Raw genomic sequence first — 18,448 nt, forward strand, 5'->3', positions numbered from 1 at the left:
ATTGTTATCCTTCTTCTTCCACTGGGAAAAACTCTTTAGTTTTTTCTGAGTATGACCAGGGAATACCATCAGGGTCTTTGCTGCGACTCCACTCAGGAAACTCTGGGTCATTTCGCCGTTTATAAACTGTGCTGGAATAGACATTGAGCCGTTTCGCCAGTTCAGATTGAATCAGAGAGCCAAAAACTAACTGTTTTTCCAGCGCTCGTTTAACTTCCTCATGTGTTTCTTGTGGGAGTGATTCGGTTTCTGGTTCTTCCTCCTGTGGGGTTGGTGGTGCTAATAGCGATCGCGCAGTTTTTGTAACTGGTTGAGCCGGAAGTTCTTTAACAGGCTCACTACTGTCAAGAATATTGCCGAGAATGCTGGCAGTTATAAAGTAATAAGACTGCCCTGCCTCTTCAGAGTTGACTATACTGGCACCAAATTCTGAGGCTTTACCATCCAAGTAGCGTTTTGCCGTTGTTCCAGGAAAATTGCCCCTGATTGCCAAGTCCATTGGTGTCAGTCTGCCCTGATTTTCACGAACCAACTGATGAAAAATTGGGTTAACTCGTACAGTCCACTGTTGCCATTGATATTCCTGCCAAAGCTTGAAGCCAATTACCAGCACAATTACTGCCAGTAAAATTCTCCAAGTGGCAATTAGGAAAATAATCAAAAACGAGATGGGCAAAAGTAGAACGAGAAAAGCCTTACCGTTACCTTCTATGGATTTCTCACTCATGCCGATTGTTGCCAAGTGAATTTTAATAAATAATATTATCTATCTTGGCAAAAATTGGGACACTTTTTTGTATCTTTTGGCAAATTTACAGCAAATTTGTCGGCAAAATCTTTATGCAGTAGGTGTTATAGGCTTATTACCTTTCTACTTATCTAACATTGGTCTGCGATCGCACAAAAGTTTTTTGCTAGAGAAAATAAGGGGGTTGTGATGAGAGCGATCGGAATACATCTCAGATAATATCCCTCGAAATTCTAAGCGGCGGCTTGCTTATACCGCTCAGACTTTTCTTTCCAAAGCAATAATTCTAAATTAGCTTGCCAGAGCCTTGACAAAAGATAATACATATACTACATTAATAATACAAGTCAACTTTCACTAGAAAGTTAGCTTTCACCAGTAGCGAATAGCTCAAATGGCAGAGCGCCCACTTTGCCCGGAAGGGCCGACGTATCGAGGGTTATCGCATATAACTAAAACACCCTTGATCAAACTTCTGGAGGTGTAGGTAAAAATCCTACTTCGTTACAGCAAATTTAATGCTGAGTTTTGAATTTATATGTGGTGGGTAGCTCAGTGGATAGAGCGCCTAAATATCCTTATTCACACCTTGCCTGAAAAGGCCGACGAATTGAGGGTTATCGCCTGCCAAGCGGGAGGTCGCGGGTTCAATTCCCGCTCCACTACACCAAATTGAGTGCTGAGTAGAAACTCAAGAGTGAGGAGTTTGAAATATTTAACTCCTAACTCTATATGTGGCGGGTAGCTCAGAGGTAGAGCGCTAAACATCCTTGTTCACCCCTTGCCTGCAAAGGCCGACGAATTAGGGTTATCGATTAGGGTTCGAGAGGTCGCAGGTTCAAGTCCTGCTCCGCTACACCAAATAATTTTGAATTAAATTTAAAATCCAAAATCCAAAATTTTCATGTGGCAGATAGCTCAGTTGGTAGAGCGCCGAAAAACATCCTTGTTCACACCTTGCCTGAAAAGGCCGAAGAATTAGGGTTATCGCCTGTTAAGCCGGATGTCGTAGGTTCAAATCCTGCTCTGCCACCTTTCATTTTTGCCCGCAAGGGCCGGGAGATGAAGCGATGAATTACAATTTTTTCACTAAAAAGAAGACAACTACACCCCAAAATCAACCTATCCCCGGACGAGAAGCAGAAATGGTTCAGGGGCGTTCCGGCGGTTGGATGTTTGATGCTGGTATTTGGAAGATGCTGCGCCGTTGTTTGTTGGTTGGCACAGCAAAAAGCACTTACTACGCTGGTAAACAGGAATTAACTGAAGATTTTGTGACAGTTGTCAGACAAGCTGTTGCCGAAAATCCTGGCCGTGTAGCAGAAGAAATTTTGTATGCGAGCGATGGACGCGCCATCAATAATAGTGCGCCTATCTTGGCTTTAGTGTTGCTATCAATGGGTGAAGCACCAGAAGCAAAACAGGCGTTTGGTGAAATTTTCCCGCAAGTTGTCCGCACTGGTAGCCACTTCTACGAATGGCTGAACTACACCAAATCTCTACGGGGATTTGGCAAAGTAGTGCGGGAAGCTGGTAAAACTTGGCTCTCAAGGGAAGATGTCAAGGGTTTAGCTTATCAACTGTTGAAATATCAACAGCGTCAAGGCTTCTCCCACCGAGATGCGTTGCGGTTGTTCCATGTCAAACCGCCTACAGAAAATCACCGTCAACTATTTGAGTGGGTAGTTAGAGGCTGGGAAGAATTGCCAGCAGATATCCCCTCAGAGGCATTGGCGCAGATTTGGTGGTATGAGTGGCTCAAGCGGAATCCAACTCAAACCCATGAAGCTATTTCTCAAGGACGTTTAACTCACGAAATGGCTGCACCTGTGGGCAAAATGGATAAGCTTGCTTGGCAGCTGCTATTTCAGGAAATGCCAATAGGTGCAATGTTGCGTAACTTGGGTTCTTTAACTGAATTGGGCGTATTGCGAGCCGATGAAAACGCCAACTTGCTACAAGTGGAAGCAGTTCTTAATCGCAGAGAACATCTGCGTAAAGGTCGCATCCATCCGATTGATGTTTTGAAAGCACTCAAAACTTATCAATCTGGTGGAACATTAGGACGCAGTAAAAAGACTTGGAACCCAGTTCCTCGGATTGTGGACATTTTAGAAAAGGCGGTTGAACTGTCTTTTGATGTTGTGCAACCCACAGGTAAAGTGTTCATGCACGCCGTAGACGTTTCTGGTTCTATGGGTAGTATGGTTGCAGATATGGGATTGAATTGCTGTGAAATTGCCACGACAATGGCACTGGTGACAGCAAAAGCAGAGAAAAACTATATGATTCGTGGTTTTGCTACCGAATTCCGTGAATTAGGTATCACTGCCAAAGATAGTTTTAGTTCTGCGGTTCGCAAAGCTAGCAATCAAAACTTCGGTGGAACGGATGCGTCTGTAGCTTATGACTGGATGATTAAGAATAAGTTCAAAGCTGATGTAGTCTGCTTTTGGACTGACTCGGAAAGCTGGGCTGGAAATAAGCATCCAAGTCAAGCGTTGAAGCAGTACCGGAAAAAGGTGAATCCAAACGTCAAGGCGGTGTATGTCACCTTGACACCTTACCAAATTACCTTGGTAGATCCTGAAGATTCGCTGTCTTGGGATTTGGCAGGATTCGATCCGGGTACGCCTCGGATCATCCAGATGCTGGCTACAGATGAGTTGTAGATATTGCTGAAGGGTAAAGGATGAAACACTTTATCTTTCAGACTTCATGGCGGGTTATCCCTGTTCGCAACTTGCCTTTCGGGGCCGAAGAATTTAGGGTTATCGGTTACGTCTCCACCATGTGGGGATTAGCGGGTTCAATCCCCGCACCCGCCTTTGTTTTTGATTCAAATACAGCCCAAGGGAATGGAATTCGCAGGTTAAAAGGTGAACGCATATTTTTTATAACTAGCTAGACATTCAAGAGAGACGCTGAATGGCATCATTAGCTTGATTGACATACTCATCTATACCCATTGATTTAAACAAAGTACTTGCTTTTTGGTAAGCATTGACTGCTTCTGATTTGTCACCGAGTTCAACAAATAAATTTCCTAAGTTATATAAAGCTCGGGCAGCACCAATATCACGACCTGTTTGCTCTGACACTTTCAAAGATTCTTTACAGTATTTCAATGCCTGCATATGCAAGAGTTTTCCTAAAAACAAATAAGAATTACTCAAGTTTAATAAACAATCTGCTTGTAGTTCTGGTTCACCAATTTCCTTTGCTATATCCAAAGATTGCTGAATCAACTCAATAGCTTTTTCAGGCTGATTTAGTTGATTGTAAACAACACCTAGACTTCCTAAAGCTCTAGCCTCCATAGGCTTATCTCTCATAGATTGAGCAATTTCTAATTGGCGACTATGGCAATCAAGAGCTTTTTGATATTCTCCTAATGCACAGTATGCACCACCTAAATTACCAAGTGTACTAGCCTCTCTTTCAAGATCACCATTGTTTTGTAATATTTTTACTTTTTGTTCTTGGTAATCAATTGCTTCAGAGTATTTTCCTAATGCATAACATACAATACCTAGATTATTTAATGCATTAGCTTGTTCTTCAGAATCCCCTATTATATTTGCAATTTCTAGTTGCTGCTGATGACAATATATAGATTGTTGATAATTCCCTATATCCTGGTAAACAAGACCTAAGTTATTCAATGCAGCAGCTTCACCTTGTTTATTGCTGATTTCCCTTTGTATCAGTAAAGCTTTTTTAAGAATATTAATTGCTTTTTGGTACTGCCCCATCCGTGTATATATACTGCCTAAATCAATCATTATTGCAGCCAAACTTAATTGATTTTCTTCATTAGATTCCCAAGCAAATACTAAATTTTCATAAAGTTCCATTTGAATAGAATAATAACCTTGTGAATCTAAAAAACCTTTGCATAGACAGAGTGTATCAAAGGCTATTACATACTTTTTCTGTTGGCATAGATGATATATAACTTCTAAGTGAGGCATTACATCTTCAAGTTTTTGCCATTCCTCTCCAATTTTTGCTATTGAAGCATAATAAGTAATGATTCTATCTCTCAGTGAATCTCGCTGATTGCCTATTTTTTGTCTAGCATAATGTAAAACAAAAGGATGAAACTGAAACTGTTGTTCTTCATTGATTACATCCAGTAGAGAACGGCTAGTTAATTCATTTATTGCTTGTTGTGTTTGCCAATAGTTATTCGGGTCTTCTAAATCTTGGGAATTTAAATTTGTCAATACCATGCCCCAAGTGCTAATTTTAACTACATCAAAGTCTTTTAGTGAGCTTATTTCATCATCACTTAGGGAACCTTGACTAAGCCTATCGTTCAAGATTAACTTTGAAGTTAGTTGATTATTATTCAAAACTACTGTTGCAGCATCTTGATTAAATGAACTACGGTAGAGACTAAGACTGAGAAAAAAAAGTTTTAAATCAGAAGCTAAATTCTCAAAATGTTGCTCTAAAATCCAAACAAAAAATATCCGTTCTCTATCCCGATAAGGCATAGGTACTTTATTTAAAAGTAAATCAAGTTGTCTAAATCCTATTTTTTCTGCTTCTTTAATGTGATTACCTGATTTTAACTTTGATGCCACTAGCCGCAACATCTTGGGGTGTCCGTTGAGATATTTGGAGAAATCTTGAAGTTCCTCATCAGATCCAACAATTCCAAATCCTTGAAGTAGCCGTGCTCCATTAATTGCTTCTAATCCTTGCAACGGTAGCCAATAGCCATGCCCTTCCATGACTTCAGGTTGAGTTTGGGTTGTCAGTAGCAGTTTACTACCTACTCCATTTTCAATCCAGCGAATAAAAAAGTCTTTATAAATTCCTATAAAATGCCGATCTTGATCTAGTAGGGTTTCTAAGTTATCGATTACTAGCAAACATGGGCGCTTTTTTAAAGTGTCTAGCAAAGCAAAAATTAGTTGTTCTGGTTCCCGCAATGCTGCTAACTGTTCTGGAGATGTCCCAGCCAGTTTCATCAGAGCATTTTGGGCAAATACTGTGAAATCAGTACCTTGTCTGACATCAGCCCAAAACTTTGCCTCGAAATCAGTAGATTCAAATATATATGAAGCCAGCCAAGATTTGCCAACTCCACTGAGTCCCTGAATTCCAAGAGTTTTAATTTTGGTATCTACTAAGCATGTTTGCAGTTCTTTAATTTCTGCGTTGCGTCCTTGCCAATTATCTAGTATTGGTGGTATTGAAATTAGGTTAGCCGAAGAAATCAGCTTCTGCTCCTGCTGTTGCATTCCCTGGAGAATTTTTAGAAGTTCAGCAAGATGATTTTCTGGAATAGAATTTGCGATCGCATCTTCACGCCCCACAAAATTATGATCTTCAGATATCGTTTTATCTTCAATTAAATTTTCCGTTTGTGGAAATTCTGAAGTATTTTGATTTAATAACTCAGGCTTGTACTTAGCAAATAGAGCGATTAATTCTGGAAGCTTTGAACGGCGTTCGTCTGAAAATTCATTATTTAAGCCAAATAACTTACAAATTTCCTCACGATGTTTTCTGACAGTTGATTTCTGAATGTGCAAGAATTTGCCGATCGCTTCATCTTTTTCGTTAGCCAGTAGTTTCAGCAGCACCTCTCGCCGCCTTTCAGTTAAGCGATTAAATACTGCATTGAAATGTTGTTGATTCATAACTATTAACGCATCACAATCACAGTACACATCTGTGTACTCGATATAGTCACAAAGACTCACAGCATGTGTATTACTTGTGTACTAGGCTAACGCAAAAGTTGATGTAGTAATTAATCATGAACAGTTTATGAAATTTACCTACATCAACGGACGATGCTACTATCAAGGCAATGGTGGCGTTCTTCTTCCTGCTGTCACCACAGTTTTAAAAGCGACACAGCCACCAAAGTCTCTAGCCGCCCTTTCCTATTGGCGTAATAAAGTTGGCGATGCAGAAGCAAATCGAATCGCTGCTAACAGCCGTCACAGAGGAAATGCCTTACATCAATTGATTAAAGAACACCTGCAAGGTTACTCGCCCAAACCTGACAGCAGCCTGATTCAGCCTTATTGGGATAGCGTTCAATCTGTGTTAAACAAACTTAGCGATGTTCAACTGGTTGAGCAAGTTGTGCCTAACTATCAGGAACTTTACGCCGGGAAAGTTGATTTAGTTGCTCGTTATCAAGGTGTTCCCCATTTAATTGAATGGACTACAGCCGAGGAACCAAAACTGAGAATTGATAAGCTTTATGACAAGGCTTTACAACTAGCTGCTTATGGTGGTGCGATAAATCGGTATTATAGCGATCGCCTTTTTAATAGCAAAATTAACCATGCTCTTATCGTTGTAGCCTTGCCAGGTGAAGAAGCAGAAATTTTTGAATTTGATCGTGCAAGGCTAATTCATGTCTGGCATCGATGGCTTAATCGGCTGAAATTTTTCTTCAGTGCAGTTGCTGCATAAAAGTGCGATCGCCTACGCTCGGACAGAAGCGATCGCAATTTTTTACAAGCACAACGCAAAAATTTGATCGCTTATCAATTATTCAACTACCAAATGATTAATTAAACAATTGCCCCAAGAAATTGATAATTGGTTTCCAAAAGATACCAGTTAATACATAAGGAGCATATTGCAAGATAGATAAGCTAGGCTTAAGTGAAGGCTTCATTGGTAAATTTTCTAACAAAAAAGGCACTACACAGGTTAGTCCATACGCAGTTGCTAAAGCAGTAGTGAATTTAGGAGTCTGACCTGGTATAGGACTATAATAAATACCCAATATGATGCAACAAATCATCAAAAATTGCTCCCATAAAAACCATGATTGTGGCGACAGAAAATAAATTAACCTCGGAAAGCTTTTATCAATTTTTTGTCGCATTCCCAGTAGTACTGCCCAAGTTGCTGCCCCAACAATGCCATCATTCTTCAATCCATAAATTCTTTGGAAGTGTTTCACCGCTCTTTCTGTGGCACTGTCAAAATAGCTAGTAGGTTCTTTTTTCAAAAAGCCTTCATCATAAAGGATAATTTGCAGTTCCTTAACTGCATTCCTTAATTCTGGAGACTTAATTTTTTGACTCCGAGAAAGTTTTGGGTACAAAAGGCAAGCCCATGTCAACGGGCCAACCACTCCATCTGCTAAAAGATTATTTCTTTTTTGAAATTCTTTTACTGCCTCATCTGTCTCTAAGTCAAATTTACCAGTAATCTCTGCAAGTAAACCTTGAGTTTTTAATCGCTCTTGCAATTCGTTGATTGATTCTTGTACAGACTTTGGTGTAAACTCACGGTAAAGTGTCGGAAGTTTATTAAAGACACAGACTTGTTTTTCTTCAGGAAAATAAAGTCGAGCTTGTTTTAAACCAACCAAGATACTTACAGTTTGAATTAGTTTATTCATTCAGTACTCCTTTGTTGTCAGAAGTGAAAACGATAATTCAGCCATAGTTTTTGGTTGGTTTTCAGGATAGATGTTGCATTTGCACGCAGCCTGTTACCAACAATTATGAACTTAGTAATTAGCCTACTAAATTGACCCTAAATAGCGTAATTAACAATGTTAAAAATTTGTTATTTAAAAATTACTAATACAACATACTCAAAGCTTTGTTAGTTAAAATGTTGCTAACACAACATTCAACAACAAAACTAATAGGGTGATATTTATGTCAGATCAGTCAGAGCGTGGGAATCTGTCTAAAGCTTGGTATCAAAAGGTTTTACAGGATTGGGATATAGATCGTTTACTGACTGATTTGGAGTCTAAAATTCAACAGCGATACAGGCAAAATTCTAAGAAAGACCTGTTACTTGGGTTGCTATGTGGGTATAGCTTGACAAAGATAAGTCAGGACTTGTACAGAGATAACGCTGGTGTGAGAGTGGGATTGAGCAATATCTATCGAGACATTGAAACTTTGACAGGAGAACCCGATAACAGCGTTAGGTCAAGCAACCTTATTTACATTCTAGAGAGACATGGATATCGCAGAGGTGTTGCTGCATCTAGTACCGAAAGCACCTCTATTCCCCACAATCTGCCATCACCAACCTACACAGAATTTATTGGGCGCGAGGCAGATATGAAAAAGCTACTGGAAAGACTTTTGCCGATGCATGGCGCTCACATGATTACAGTGCATGGCATTGGTGGCGTAGGGAAAACGGCGCTGGTGTTAGCAGCTGCTTACGTGTGCTTAGAAGCTAGTAACAAAAACAGTTCTGATGCACCTAAATTTGATGCGATTATTTTCACTTCAGCCAAACAACAGGAACTAATTCCCGATATGATTTTGCAACGGCAGCAAGGACAGCGTAACCTGCGCGAAATTTTTCGGGTGATTGCCAATGCCTTAAACGACTCTACAATTATTCAATCTCCTCCCAATGACCAATTTGAGCGTGTACGCCAATGTCTTTCTAAACAGCGAACGCTTCTGATTGTGGACAATATGGAGACTATAGAGGATAGGGATGAGGTTATAGAATTCCTATACAATTTACCCATTTGCGTCAAAGTAGTAATTACTACCCGCGAACGAATTGCCCTGCTGCCAATCAGTTTGCGAAACTTGCCCCTGAATGATGGTTTGCAGTTGATTCAACAACAAGCTGAAGAGAAAGGTCTAACTATCAAAGATGAAGACTCTAGCTTGCTCTACGATCGCACTGGGGGAATCCCTCTGGCTATTGTCTACGCACTCGGTCAAGTTTCTAGTGGCTACTCTTTGAACTTCGTATTGGAGCAGTTAGCCTCCGCTACAGGCGATGTGGCTCGTTTTTGCTTTGAGCAATCAGTGCAAGGTACGAAGGGACAGCCACCACACAAGTTACTCATGTCATTGGCGATTTTTCCTGACGCTCCTATCCAAGCTGCTGTGGCTGAAGTTGCTGGACTGACATCCGATCCTGATTCTGTCAGTAATGGCTTGGTACGTTTGCAGCAACTCTCGTTAGTGAATCTGAACCCAGAGACTAAGCGATACGAGATGCTCTCTCTGACTCGTGAATATGCCTTAGCACAATTAGCTGCTTACCCAGATTTTGAGAGGGAAGCACGGAGGCGTTGGGTGATATGGTATCTAGATTTTGCTTACAGTTACGGCGGAGAAGATTGGGAAAAATGGATACATTACAACAGGTTAAAGGAAGAGGAAGGAAATCTACGGGCAGTACTTTATTGGTGTAAAAACCAAGACCATTATGCAGAAGTTAGGGGTTTGTGGTTGCTCTTGAACCACTACGCCAATCTCTATGCTTATTGGGACGATCGCCTCGATTGGTTGCAATGGCTGATAGAACAATCAGAACGACGTGGTGAATGGTCATCTTTGGTGAAATTCATGATCCGCAAAACCTGGCTGCTAATTCGGGAGTGTTCACCCCAAAGTCTCACACAAGCAGACGAAATATTGCAGCGGGCTTGGGTTTTACGTGACCATGCAGATTCATACGTTCAAGCTGACTTAGCCGAAAATATGGCTAGACTGCGAATCAGACAGAATAATTATACAGATGCACGCCACTGGCTAATGGTAGAAGAAAAATTGGTGATTGAGGCGAATCTAGACGAGCGACAGCACATCCGCTATTTTATTCCCGTGCTTTATCATCGGGCTGAAATCTTTTATTCAGAAGGTGAATATTTTTTAACAAAGAAGCTATTTCAAGATGTGATGAAAAGTGCAGAAAAAATTAATTGGCATCGCGTGATTAATTCTGCTCAAAATTGGCTTGCTGATATTGCCATCGAACAAGGCGATCGCGATGAAGCTCAAAAATTATTAATTAAAGGCTTAACTGTTGCCGAAAGCAGCAATAATAAACGGCGTCTAGCTCGTTATCAACGTTCTCTAGCCCGTTGGGAGAAAAAGTGGGGAAGTGTCCAGAAAGCCTGCCAATTATCAACTCAGGCTATTAATGGTTTTGAGCAATTGGGAATGACAAGGGATGCACAGGAGATGCAAACTTTACTTGATTGCCCATAATTATCTGCAAACAACGGATTTCCAGTTGTTTTCTGGTATGGCTGCTGCCCAAATTAGGCAATGGGTTACACCTCACGGTCAGCGATCGCACTTCTAAGTATTCCAAAAATAAGATGCGTTGTTTGTCAAAAAAATGTAATATAACTTAGTAATGATTGGGCGATCGCTGTTCCTTTTCGATCTAATACTATTAATGCGGCAATCTGCTACATATCAGCCTGGTTTCATCCCAAATTGTCCACCCAAAGACAGTAGATGAAGTTTTGTCTGACTAACTATAAGGGATGAAATAGCTCTGCTTTCCAAAAAGTGAAAAAGGAACAGATTTTTATGACATTTGATTATGATTTGTTTGTCATTGGTGCTGGGCCTGGGGGATTGGCAGCAGCTAAAAAAGCAGCTAGTTATGGTGTACGTGTCGCTGTTGCCGAACAAGAAGCCATTGGTGGAACCTGTGTAAATCGTGGCTGCGTTCCAAAAAAGCTGATTGTCTACGCTGCTGACTTCGCCCTGCAAAATCAAATCGCACACAGTTACGGGTGGAGTGACTGTCAAACATACTTTGACTGGACATTATTTATTAAGTCAGTACATCAGCATATTGACAGGGTTAACCAATCCTATTTTCAGCAATTGCAAAAAGCTGGAATTGAATTAATTTCTCAACATGTCACTTTCATTGATGCCCATACTATCAATATTGATGGACGCAAAGTTACAGCAGACAAAATTTTAATTGCTGTGGGAGGGCAACCCCTTAAGCCCAATATCCCAGGTATAGAATATGCCATCACATCCCGCGAGATGTTTCAGCTACCCTATCTGCCGAAACGTTTAGCAATTATTGGCGGCGGCTACATTGGCGTAGAATTTTCTAGCATGATGCACGCTTTCGGTTGTGAGGTGACGGTGATTGAAAAAGACGAGATGATTTTATCGGGGTTTGATGATGACATTCGCTCTGCTGTACAACAGGGTTTGATTAAACGCGGAATTAAGTTATTCACCAACAGCACCGTTGCTGAAATTAAATTCTCAGAAGAAGGTTTCTTGTTGACTATTACTGGTGAGAGCCAAGAAATAATTACAGCAGATACTATCTTAGTTGCTACAGGTTATGCTCCAAATACCAAGAATATTGGTTTGGAAAATGCCCATGTTGAACTAGGCGAAGATGGTGCAATCAAAGTAGATGAATACAGCCGCACCAGCCAAAACAATATTTTTGCTGTGGGTGACTGCACCAGCCGCGTGCAATTGACTCCAGTGGCTAAGGCAGAAGGTATTGCCTTTGCCGATACAGTTTTTGGCAACAAGGTGCAAAAACTAAATTATGATTATGTGCCCACTGCTGTTTTTTGCCGTCCAGAAGCGGCTAGTGTGGGGATGACGGAGGCGAAAGCACGGGAAAAATTTGGTGAATCTGTACAATCCTACTGCACCGAGTTCCAACCACTGTTGTATCAGCTAATCAAACAGGATGAGCCAACCACTATAAAGTTAGTGCTAAATAGTGATTCTGGGCAAGTTTTGGGCGCTCACATGGTGGGTGAACATGCAGCAGATATCATTCAAAGTCTAGGTGTGGCAATTCGCAAGGGCATTACCAAGGAAGATTTGGATGAAACAATAGGCATTCATCCCACGACAGGAGAAGAATTTCTGTCGTTATAGCTGAGTGCTGTTAACGGATAGCTAAAGTTTAGCCCGTGCTGAGTGCTGAGTCAAAACCCAGTTGTTTCAAAACTTTGAGCAATCAATACTGTCCTAATCTGTGTGACTACGGCTATAAATTAAAATCATGTGCAGGGCTGAGTGAAAAAGCCACAAACAGAGAAGGGGGAAATCCTTCTTCTCATCTCCCTATTTTCGTGCCCAATTATACTTTGGCAACTCTAAAAATTAAATTATCCAAATTATTGTATCCAATACAACTATCAGATTTTGCTTCCCCTACTCAACAACAGCTTCCACAGCGATTGGATATTTTTTATTTGGAAGTCTCTTGTCCTTCTGAGCAAGATTTTGTGGGAATGCCTAAATCGTCTAAAGTATTCATTAAGAAGTCATCTTGTGGAAGATGGTGCCTGTGTGGGAAATTTACCAAATCGTCAAGAGCTTCGAGAGCTTCAAGATCCTTAAGAGCCTCTGATGCAGACTGATATCGTTGTTTGAAGTCATCCAGCACCATTTTACTGAGAATCTTAGCTAGGGAGTGACTCACCTGAGTGCGTAGTTTACCGCCGTAGGCATCGCTCCATTTGATTTCCCCATCACCATCTCTATTTAGCTCACGGGGTGCTACACCAGTCAAGGCTCTAATCCCAACCATGCCAACTGCATAGATATCACTACTGTAGTGTGGACGACCAAAACATTGTTCGCTTGGTGCGTAACCCTGAGTACCAATACCAATGGTGAAAGGGGTTGACTCTTGACGATCAAGCTGTTTGATGCCGACTTCCTTGACAGCTCCAAAGTCAATCAAAACTAGTTTTCCGTCTGAGTGTCGCCGGATGATATTACTGGGTTTAATATCCCGATGAATCACGTGGTTTTCATGGACAAATGTTAATGTTTGCAATAAGTCCCTGATAATTTTGATCGCTGCAATTTCTTCAATTGCTCTACCTGCTAAAAGTTCCTGATTTAAAGGATGACCAATTATCTGTTCTTGTACTAAATAAAATTCTTCATCTTCTTCAAAATAGGCCAAAAGTTGAGGAATTTGAGCGTGCATTCCCAATTTTTCTAGTGTTTGTGCCTCTGAGTTAAATAAACGTCTGGCAAGTTGCAATCCTTCTGGTTTGGTGTTGGCTGGTTTTAGTTGTTTGACAACACATCGCGGATTTCCAGGACGTTGGGTATCTTCGGCAATGTAAGTTTCACTAAATCCACCGCAACCGAGAACTTTGACAATTTTGTATCGTCTAGCCAAAATTTTCCCTGATAAGGCTAAATCTCGTTGCTGGATTAGGTGTTGGAAGTCATCTTGTTGGCTGATAATCTCTTGGACAACGGGTGAAGTTTTATACTTCTGAAAAATGTCTACTAATTGGCGTTTTCTGATGCTTTCCCTGATGACTGAGGTTGCCAAATAGCAAACTCCGGTCATTGCGATCGCGATCATTGGTACACTAGTGGGAAGAATTAACTGACCATAGACAAATAACCCATAACTAATTCCTCCCCAAGCGCCAGACAGGGCGAGGCTATAGAAAAATCTATGGATACTACGCTTGCGTCTGCTAATCATCAAGGCTGAACTGCTCACTAGCATTAGCACAAACAAACCCTGCAATGGTAGACTATTAATTCCTGGGGCGATCGCTTTCCCTGACATCAAAGTTGCAATCGCATTGGCGTGAATTTCCACGCCCGACATCGGTTCAGTGCTATTACTACCAGCGACTGGATAATAATCATTATGTAACTGATCTGTTGCACCAATCAGCACGATCTTGTCTTTGAACACCTTTCCTTGCTGCAAATAGCTGTTCCAGTTTTCCGGGTCGAGTACGTGCCAAAAAGGTTTTTGCTCAAATGTACCCGCAGACCCCCAAAAATAAATGCGATCGCCTTTTGGTCGAGGATAATTTACTTGTGCTGCCCTCAGCGCTGCTTCATCAAAAGAAAGTTGCTTTTTGGTAAATAAATTATCTTCACCTAAGAACTTGGGAAACTCACTCGCTAATCGATGAACTTTTCCATCTACTTCTAAAGGAAAATTAACTGAGCCAATGGATACTGACCCTGTACGAAACATTTGTTGTGGGTCTGTCAGTTGTGTAAAAGACCCTTGGTGCGTTTGGGAATTTTCATAGACGGCTGCTAAGGCAACTTTATTACCATATTTTTGCAATACTGCCTGGAATTGGTGATCGTCTGTAACTCCATAACTGCTTGCTGTGTCAAAAACTACATCTAATGCTACAGAGCGGGCACCTGCTTCGATTAATTTTGTGATTACCTGGGAGTATGCAGCCCGTTTATAAGGATAAGATTTTAGTGTTTCTAAGTAGGCATACTGTTTCGGATCTGTTTTATAGTACTGTTCGGGAACCGATATTGACTGATCGTCTATTGCTAAAATTACAATGTCTTCTGGAGGCACAATCGGCCCCCGCAGTTGAAAAAAGCCAGAAAGCACCTGATTTTCCATCAATTGAACCCATTCCCCACCAGAAGCGCTCAATAGTGCGCCTCCAATTGCCCAAGTGCCTGCCAGTAGATGACCTAAGCGAACCATCCACCGCGAGTGGCGAGCAGATGCTGTCGAAGTCACTTTTGTTGGTTTACTTGATAGTCCTTTGGCAGTAGAGACATAGTTTTTAGTTAAGGTAGATGTAGGTTCTTCTGCCATATCGTGTTACTGATTGATTTAAGTCCAATACTTTTATTTATTCAGACCACGTTTTAGTGTAAGCACATTGAAATAAGACTTAAATGATAATCTTATACATTTGTAAAGTATCTTTTATTTATCGACAAACTTTTATTGGCAGAGCCAGCCCCCAAGAAATTCTTACTCAAGCACTACTTAATTTATTCTTTTTCTGTTGAATGAGTTACAAGTAGTGATTGTCTCATAGATCGGAGCCGGATATACTCTACCTGCGCATTTGGTTGTGGCAAGATTTTACCTCACCTAACCAACAAGTACGTTACTAACTGGGTGCTATACCAGAAGCACTCCCAAGGCTGTCTTCTGTTTTTGGTGCAATGTTGGTAATCTCCACAAACGGTGTCCTGATACTGACAGCTTTACTGAAAGATGGGCATTAATTTATATCTTACCTTAAGCCTATGTTATACCTCTTTAGGAGTAAACTTTAGTGTTATGCAGCGATGAATGCTGTTACTGGGTCAATTTTATGAATAGATTTTGATTGCCGGGTGGCTCTTGCAGTGCTGGAGGTGAATCAGGTTAACACCCAGGATCTCAACTTCAATATTGCAGGCGTTTTTATGTCTTGAAAGAGGTAGGATAAAAGCTATAGATAAAGAACTACGTTATAGATATTAGCAAACAAGGCATTTGAAAATTGCTATAATCTATTGTTCCATCTAAATTCATATATATTATTAGGTGTAAATTTGTATGGGTTCTCCAATGAATCGTCTGTCTATTTTTGTAGATGGAAACAATATGTTCTATGCTCAACAAAAAAATGGCTGGTTTTTTGACCCGCGGCGAGTCTTAGAATACTTCAAACATGAGCAATCAGAAACAACATTAATTAATGCCTTCTGGTACACTGGCTTAAAAGATCCACAAGATCAGCGAGGTTTCAGAGACGCTCTCATTAGTCTAGGATATACAGTACGAACTAAAATTCTCAAAGAATATTATGATGATACGTCAGGTCGTTACTCGCAAAAAGCGAATTTAGATATTGAAATTGTTGTAGATATGTTTAATACAGTAGACCAGTATGACCGAGTAGTATTATTCAGTGGTGATGGAGATTTTGAAAGAGCAATCGAACTATTACGCTCAAAAAATACACATATTACGGTAGTATCAACTGAAGGAATGATTGCGAGAGAGCTACGCAATGCTACTGATAGATATATAGATTTAAATGATATCAGAGAACAAATAGAAAAAACTGAAGGTTAGTAGCTTTAACAATTATTTACAAAAGTAAGAGTAAAAGAAAAACTAAGGTTGAAGATATATTAAGCCACAAGTAAACACTAAATACTAAACACCAAACGGCAAATGACAAACAAAACAGATCGAATAATCATTTTTGATACAACATTGCGAGATGGAGAGCAGTGTCCGGGAGCGACTTTGAATATAGACGAAAAGCTAGTTATTGCCAAGCAATTAGCGCGTCTAGGTGTAGATGTAATTGAAGCAGGCTTTGCCTTTGCCAGTCCTGGAGATTTTGAAGCAGTCAAGAAGATTGCTCAAATTGTCGGGACAGAAAATGGCCCGGTAGTTTGTAGTTTGGCAAGAGCGATTAAAGCAGATATTGAAGCGGCTGCTGAAGCATTAAAACCAGCAGTTAATGCCAGAATTCACACATTCATTTCGACTTCTGATATACATTTAGAGTATCAATTGCGAAAGTCACGGGCAGAAGTACTAGCGATCGCCGAAGAAATGGTAGCTTATGCCAAGTCCTTCATGACAGATATCGAATTCTCACCGATGGATGCGGCTCGTACCGATCCAGAATTTCTATACCAAGTATTAGAAGGTGCGATCGCAGCTGGTGCAACAACAGTTAATATTCCCGATACTGTAGGTTACACAACTCCTAGCGAATTTGGAGCAATGATTAAGGGCATTATCGAAAATGTCCCCAACATCGACCAAGCGATTATTTCCGTTCACGGTCATAATGATTTAGGCTTGGCAGTTGCTAACTTCTTAGAAGCCGTGAAAAATGGCGCCAGGCAACTAGAATGTACCATCAATGGTATTGGCGAACGCGCCGGAAATGCATCACTAGAAGAATTGGTAATGGCGTTGCACGTGCGGCGGCAATATTTTAACCCTTATCTCGGCAGACCAGAAAATTCTCAAGAATCCCTGACAAATATCGATACCCGACAAATTTATAAAACCTCACGCTTAGTTTCTAATTTGACGGGAATGTTGGTACAACCAAATAAAGCGATCGTTGGGGCGAATGCCTTTGCCCATGAGTCTGGAATTCACCAAGATGGTGTGTTAAAAAACAAACTCACTTATGAAATTATGGATGCCCAATTGATTGGCTTAACAGACAATCAAATCGTTCTGGGCAAACATTCAGGTAGAAATGCTTTCCGTACTCGGTTGAAAGAATTGGGCTTTGAACTGTCAGACACTGAATTAAATAAAGCCTTCGTCAGATTCAAAGAAGTAGCAGATAAAAAGAAAGAAATTTCCGATTGGGATTTGGAAGCGATCGTTAACGATGAAATCCAACAAGCACCCGATTTGTTCCGGGTAGAGTTGGTACAAGTTTCCTGTGGTAGCAACGCCCGTCCCACCGCTACAGTTACCCTGCGTACCCCAGAAGGTGAAGAATTAACCGATGCTGCAATCGGTACTGGCCCAGTGGATGCAGTTTACAAAGCCATCAACCGTGTGGTGAATGTGCCCAACCAGTTGATTGAGTTTTCTGTGCAGTCAGTAACAGCCGGTATTGATGCCATTGGCGAAGTGACGATTCGTTTACGTTATGAATCTAAAGTGTTTTCTGGTCATGCAGCGAACACAGATATCATCGTGGCATCTGCGCAAGCTTATGTAAATGCGTTGAATAGGTTGTATGCATCTTTGCAAACTCAAGAAAAGCCAGAGGAAGTAACTGCACAGAAAGTCTGAAATCGGATCTGTTAAACTGCCAGTTTTTAGCTGATGCTAACAAACTCCTCTCCAACTTTGGGGAGGAGTTATTTGTGAGTTCCAAAAAATCATTGGAAATTATGCTGACAGAAAAACATATCACTATCAGAGAAGCCTCCAGCAAAGAAGATTCACTGATTGCAAAATACTCTTACCAAATGTGGCTAGATATTGGTGTTGATAAGAGTAATATCCACCTTGAGTGGCAGAATATTACCCTCCAATTTATAGAAGAGGCGCGTCGAGATTTGTTTTATAAGGCTTTTATTGCAGAGGTTGATAACACAGTAGGATAAGTTTCTAGCTCAAGAAGCATCTGTAGTTGCTTGTGTTCGCATTTGTGCAATATTGATTTGATTATGAATATTTTTT

At 40.7% G+C, this 18,448-nt stretch carries 11 protein-coding genes and 3 tRNA genes; 10 read left to right on the top strand and 4 right to left on the bottom strand.

All coding sequences use genetic code 11. The features are described 5' to 3' along the window. Positions 1 to 4: 4 nt before the first annotated feature. Positions 5 to 727 carry a hypothetical protein gene (locus V7K60_RS28185; protein WP_334930495.1) on the bottom strand — a complete coding sequence of 241 codons (723 nt, stop codon included), beginning with the start codon at positions 725 to 727 and terminating at the stop codon, positions 5 to 7. A 561-nt stretch (positions 728 to 1,288) separates the two neighbouring features. On the opposite strand from V7K60_RS28185, the gene V7K60_RS28190 reads away from it, so the two are divergent. The 4 genes from V7K60_RS28190 to V7K60_RS28205 all read left to right on the top strand — a co-directional run bounded on the left by V7K60_RS28190 (position 1,289) and on the right by V7K60_RS28205 (position 3,420). Next, positions 1,289 to 1,418 (top strand) — tRNA-OTHER (locus tag V7K60_RS28190). A 64-nt stretch (positions 1,419 to 1,482) separates the two neighbouring features. After that, positions 1,483 to 1,609, top strand: a tRNA-OTHER gene (locus V7K60_RS28195). Between the two features lie 46 nt (positions 1,610 to 1,655). Then, a tRNA-OTHER gene (locus tag V7K60_RS28200) sits at positions 1,656 to 1,781 on the top strand. Positions 1,782 to 1,818: 37 nt separating this feature from the next. Further along, positions 1,819 to 3,420, top strand: coding sequence for a TROVE domain-containing protein (locus V7K60_RS28205; protein WP_334930497.1), 1,602 nt, complete (start codon positions 1,819 to 1,821; stop codon positions 3,418 to 3,420). A 240-nt stretch (positions 3,421 to 3,660) separates the two neighbouring features. On the opposite strand, the gene V7K60_RS28210 is transcribed toward V7K60_RS28205, so the two are convergent. Then, positions 3,661 to 6,405, bottom strand: a complete 2,745-nt coding sequence (locus V7K60_RS28210) for a tetratricopeptide repeat protein (protein WP_334930499.1) — start codon at positions 6,403 to 6,405, stop codon at positions 3,661 to 3,663. 130 nt (positions 6,406 to 6,535) lie between these two features. On the opposite strand from V7K60_RS28210, the gene V7K60_RS28215 reads away from it, so the two are divergent. Continuing rightward, positions 6,536 to 7,195, top strand: coding sequence for an exonuclease (locus V7K60_RS28215; RefSeq protein ID WP_334930501.1), 660 nt, complete (start codon positions 6,536 to 6,538; stop codon positions 7,193 to 7,195). A gap of 97 nt (positions 7,196 to 7,292) precedes the next feature. Here the strand turns inward: V7K60_RS28215 and V7K60_RS28220 are convergent, their stop codons facing one another. Next, positions 7,293 to 8,138, bottom strand: coding sequence for a peptidoglycan-binding domain-containing protein (locus V7K60_RS28220; RefSeq protein WP_334930504.1), 846 nt, complete (start codon positions 8,136 to 8,138; stop codon positions 7,293 to 7,295). Between the two features lie 265 nt (positions 8,139 to 8,403). On the opposite strand from V7K60_RS28220, the gene V7K60_RS28225 reads away from it, so the two are divergent. Together V7K60_RS28225 and gorA are read left to right on the top strand one after the other, a co-directional pair. Next, positions 8,404 to 10,725 carry an NB-ARC domain-containing protein gene (locus tag V7K60_RS28225; RefSeq protein WP_334930506.1) on the top strand — a complete coding sequence of 774 codons (2,322 nt, stop codon included), beginning with the start codon at positions 8,404 to 8,406 and terminating at the stop codon, positions 10,723 to 10,725. A gap of 330 nt (positions 10,726 to 11,055) precedes the next feature. Next, positions 11,056 to 12,399 carry a glutathione-disulfide reductase gene (gene gorA, locus V7K60_RS28230; protein WP_334930508.1) on the top strand — a complete coding sequence of 448 codons (1,344 nt, stop codon included), beginning with the start codon at positions 11,056 to 11,058 and terminating at the stop codon, positions 12,397 to 12,399. A gap of 316 nt (positions 12,400 to 12,715) precedes the next feature. On the opposite strand, the gene V7K60_RS28235 is transcribed toward gorA, so the two are convergent. Beyond that, on the bottom strand, positions 12,716 to 15,088 hold the full coding sequence (locus V7K60_RS28235) for a CHASE2 domain-containing serine/threonine-protein kinase (RefSeq protein ID WP_334930510.1): 2,373 nt from the start codon (positions 15,086 to 15,088) through the stop codon (positions 12,716 to 12,718). A gap of 738 nt (positions 15,089 to 15,826) precedes the next feature. Between V7K60_RS28235 and V7K60_RS28240 the strand changes: the two genes are divergently transcribed. From V7K60_RS28240 to V7K60_RS28250, 3 genes are all read left to right on the top strand, one after another. Next, entirely contained in the window at positions 15,827 to 16,348 is a 522-nt protein-coding gene (locus tag V7K60_RS28240; protein WP_196517317.1) for a LabA-like NYN domain-containing protein, read from the top strand. 102 nt (positions 16,349 to 16,450) lie between these two features. Then, positions 16,451 to 18,055 (top strand): 2-isopropylmalate synthase, encoded by a 1,605-nt coding sequence (locus V7K60_RS28245; RefSeq protein WP_334930512.1) that lies wholly within the window; start codon positions 16,451 to 16,453, stop codon positions 18,053 to 18,055. 74 nt (positions 18,056 to 18,129) lie between these two features. After that, positions 18,130 to 18,372 carry a hypothetical protein gene (locus tag V7K60_RS28250; RefSeq protein WP_334930514.1) on the top strand — a complete coding sequence of 81 codons (243 nt, stop codon included), beginning with the start codon at positions 18,130 to 18,132 and terminating at the stop codon, positions 18,370 to 18,372. Positions 18,373 to 18,448 lie beyond the last annotated feature (76 nt).

This window comes from Nostoc sp. (assembly GCF_036917555.1).
In the GTDB taxonomy this organism is placed as follows: domain Bacteria; phylum Cyanobacteriota; class Cyanobacteriia; order Cyanobacteriales; family Nostocaceae; genus Nostoc.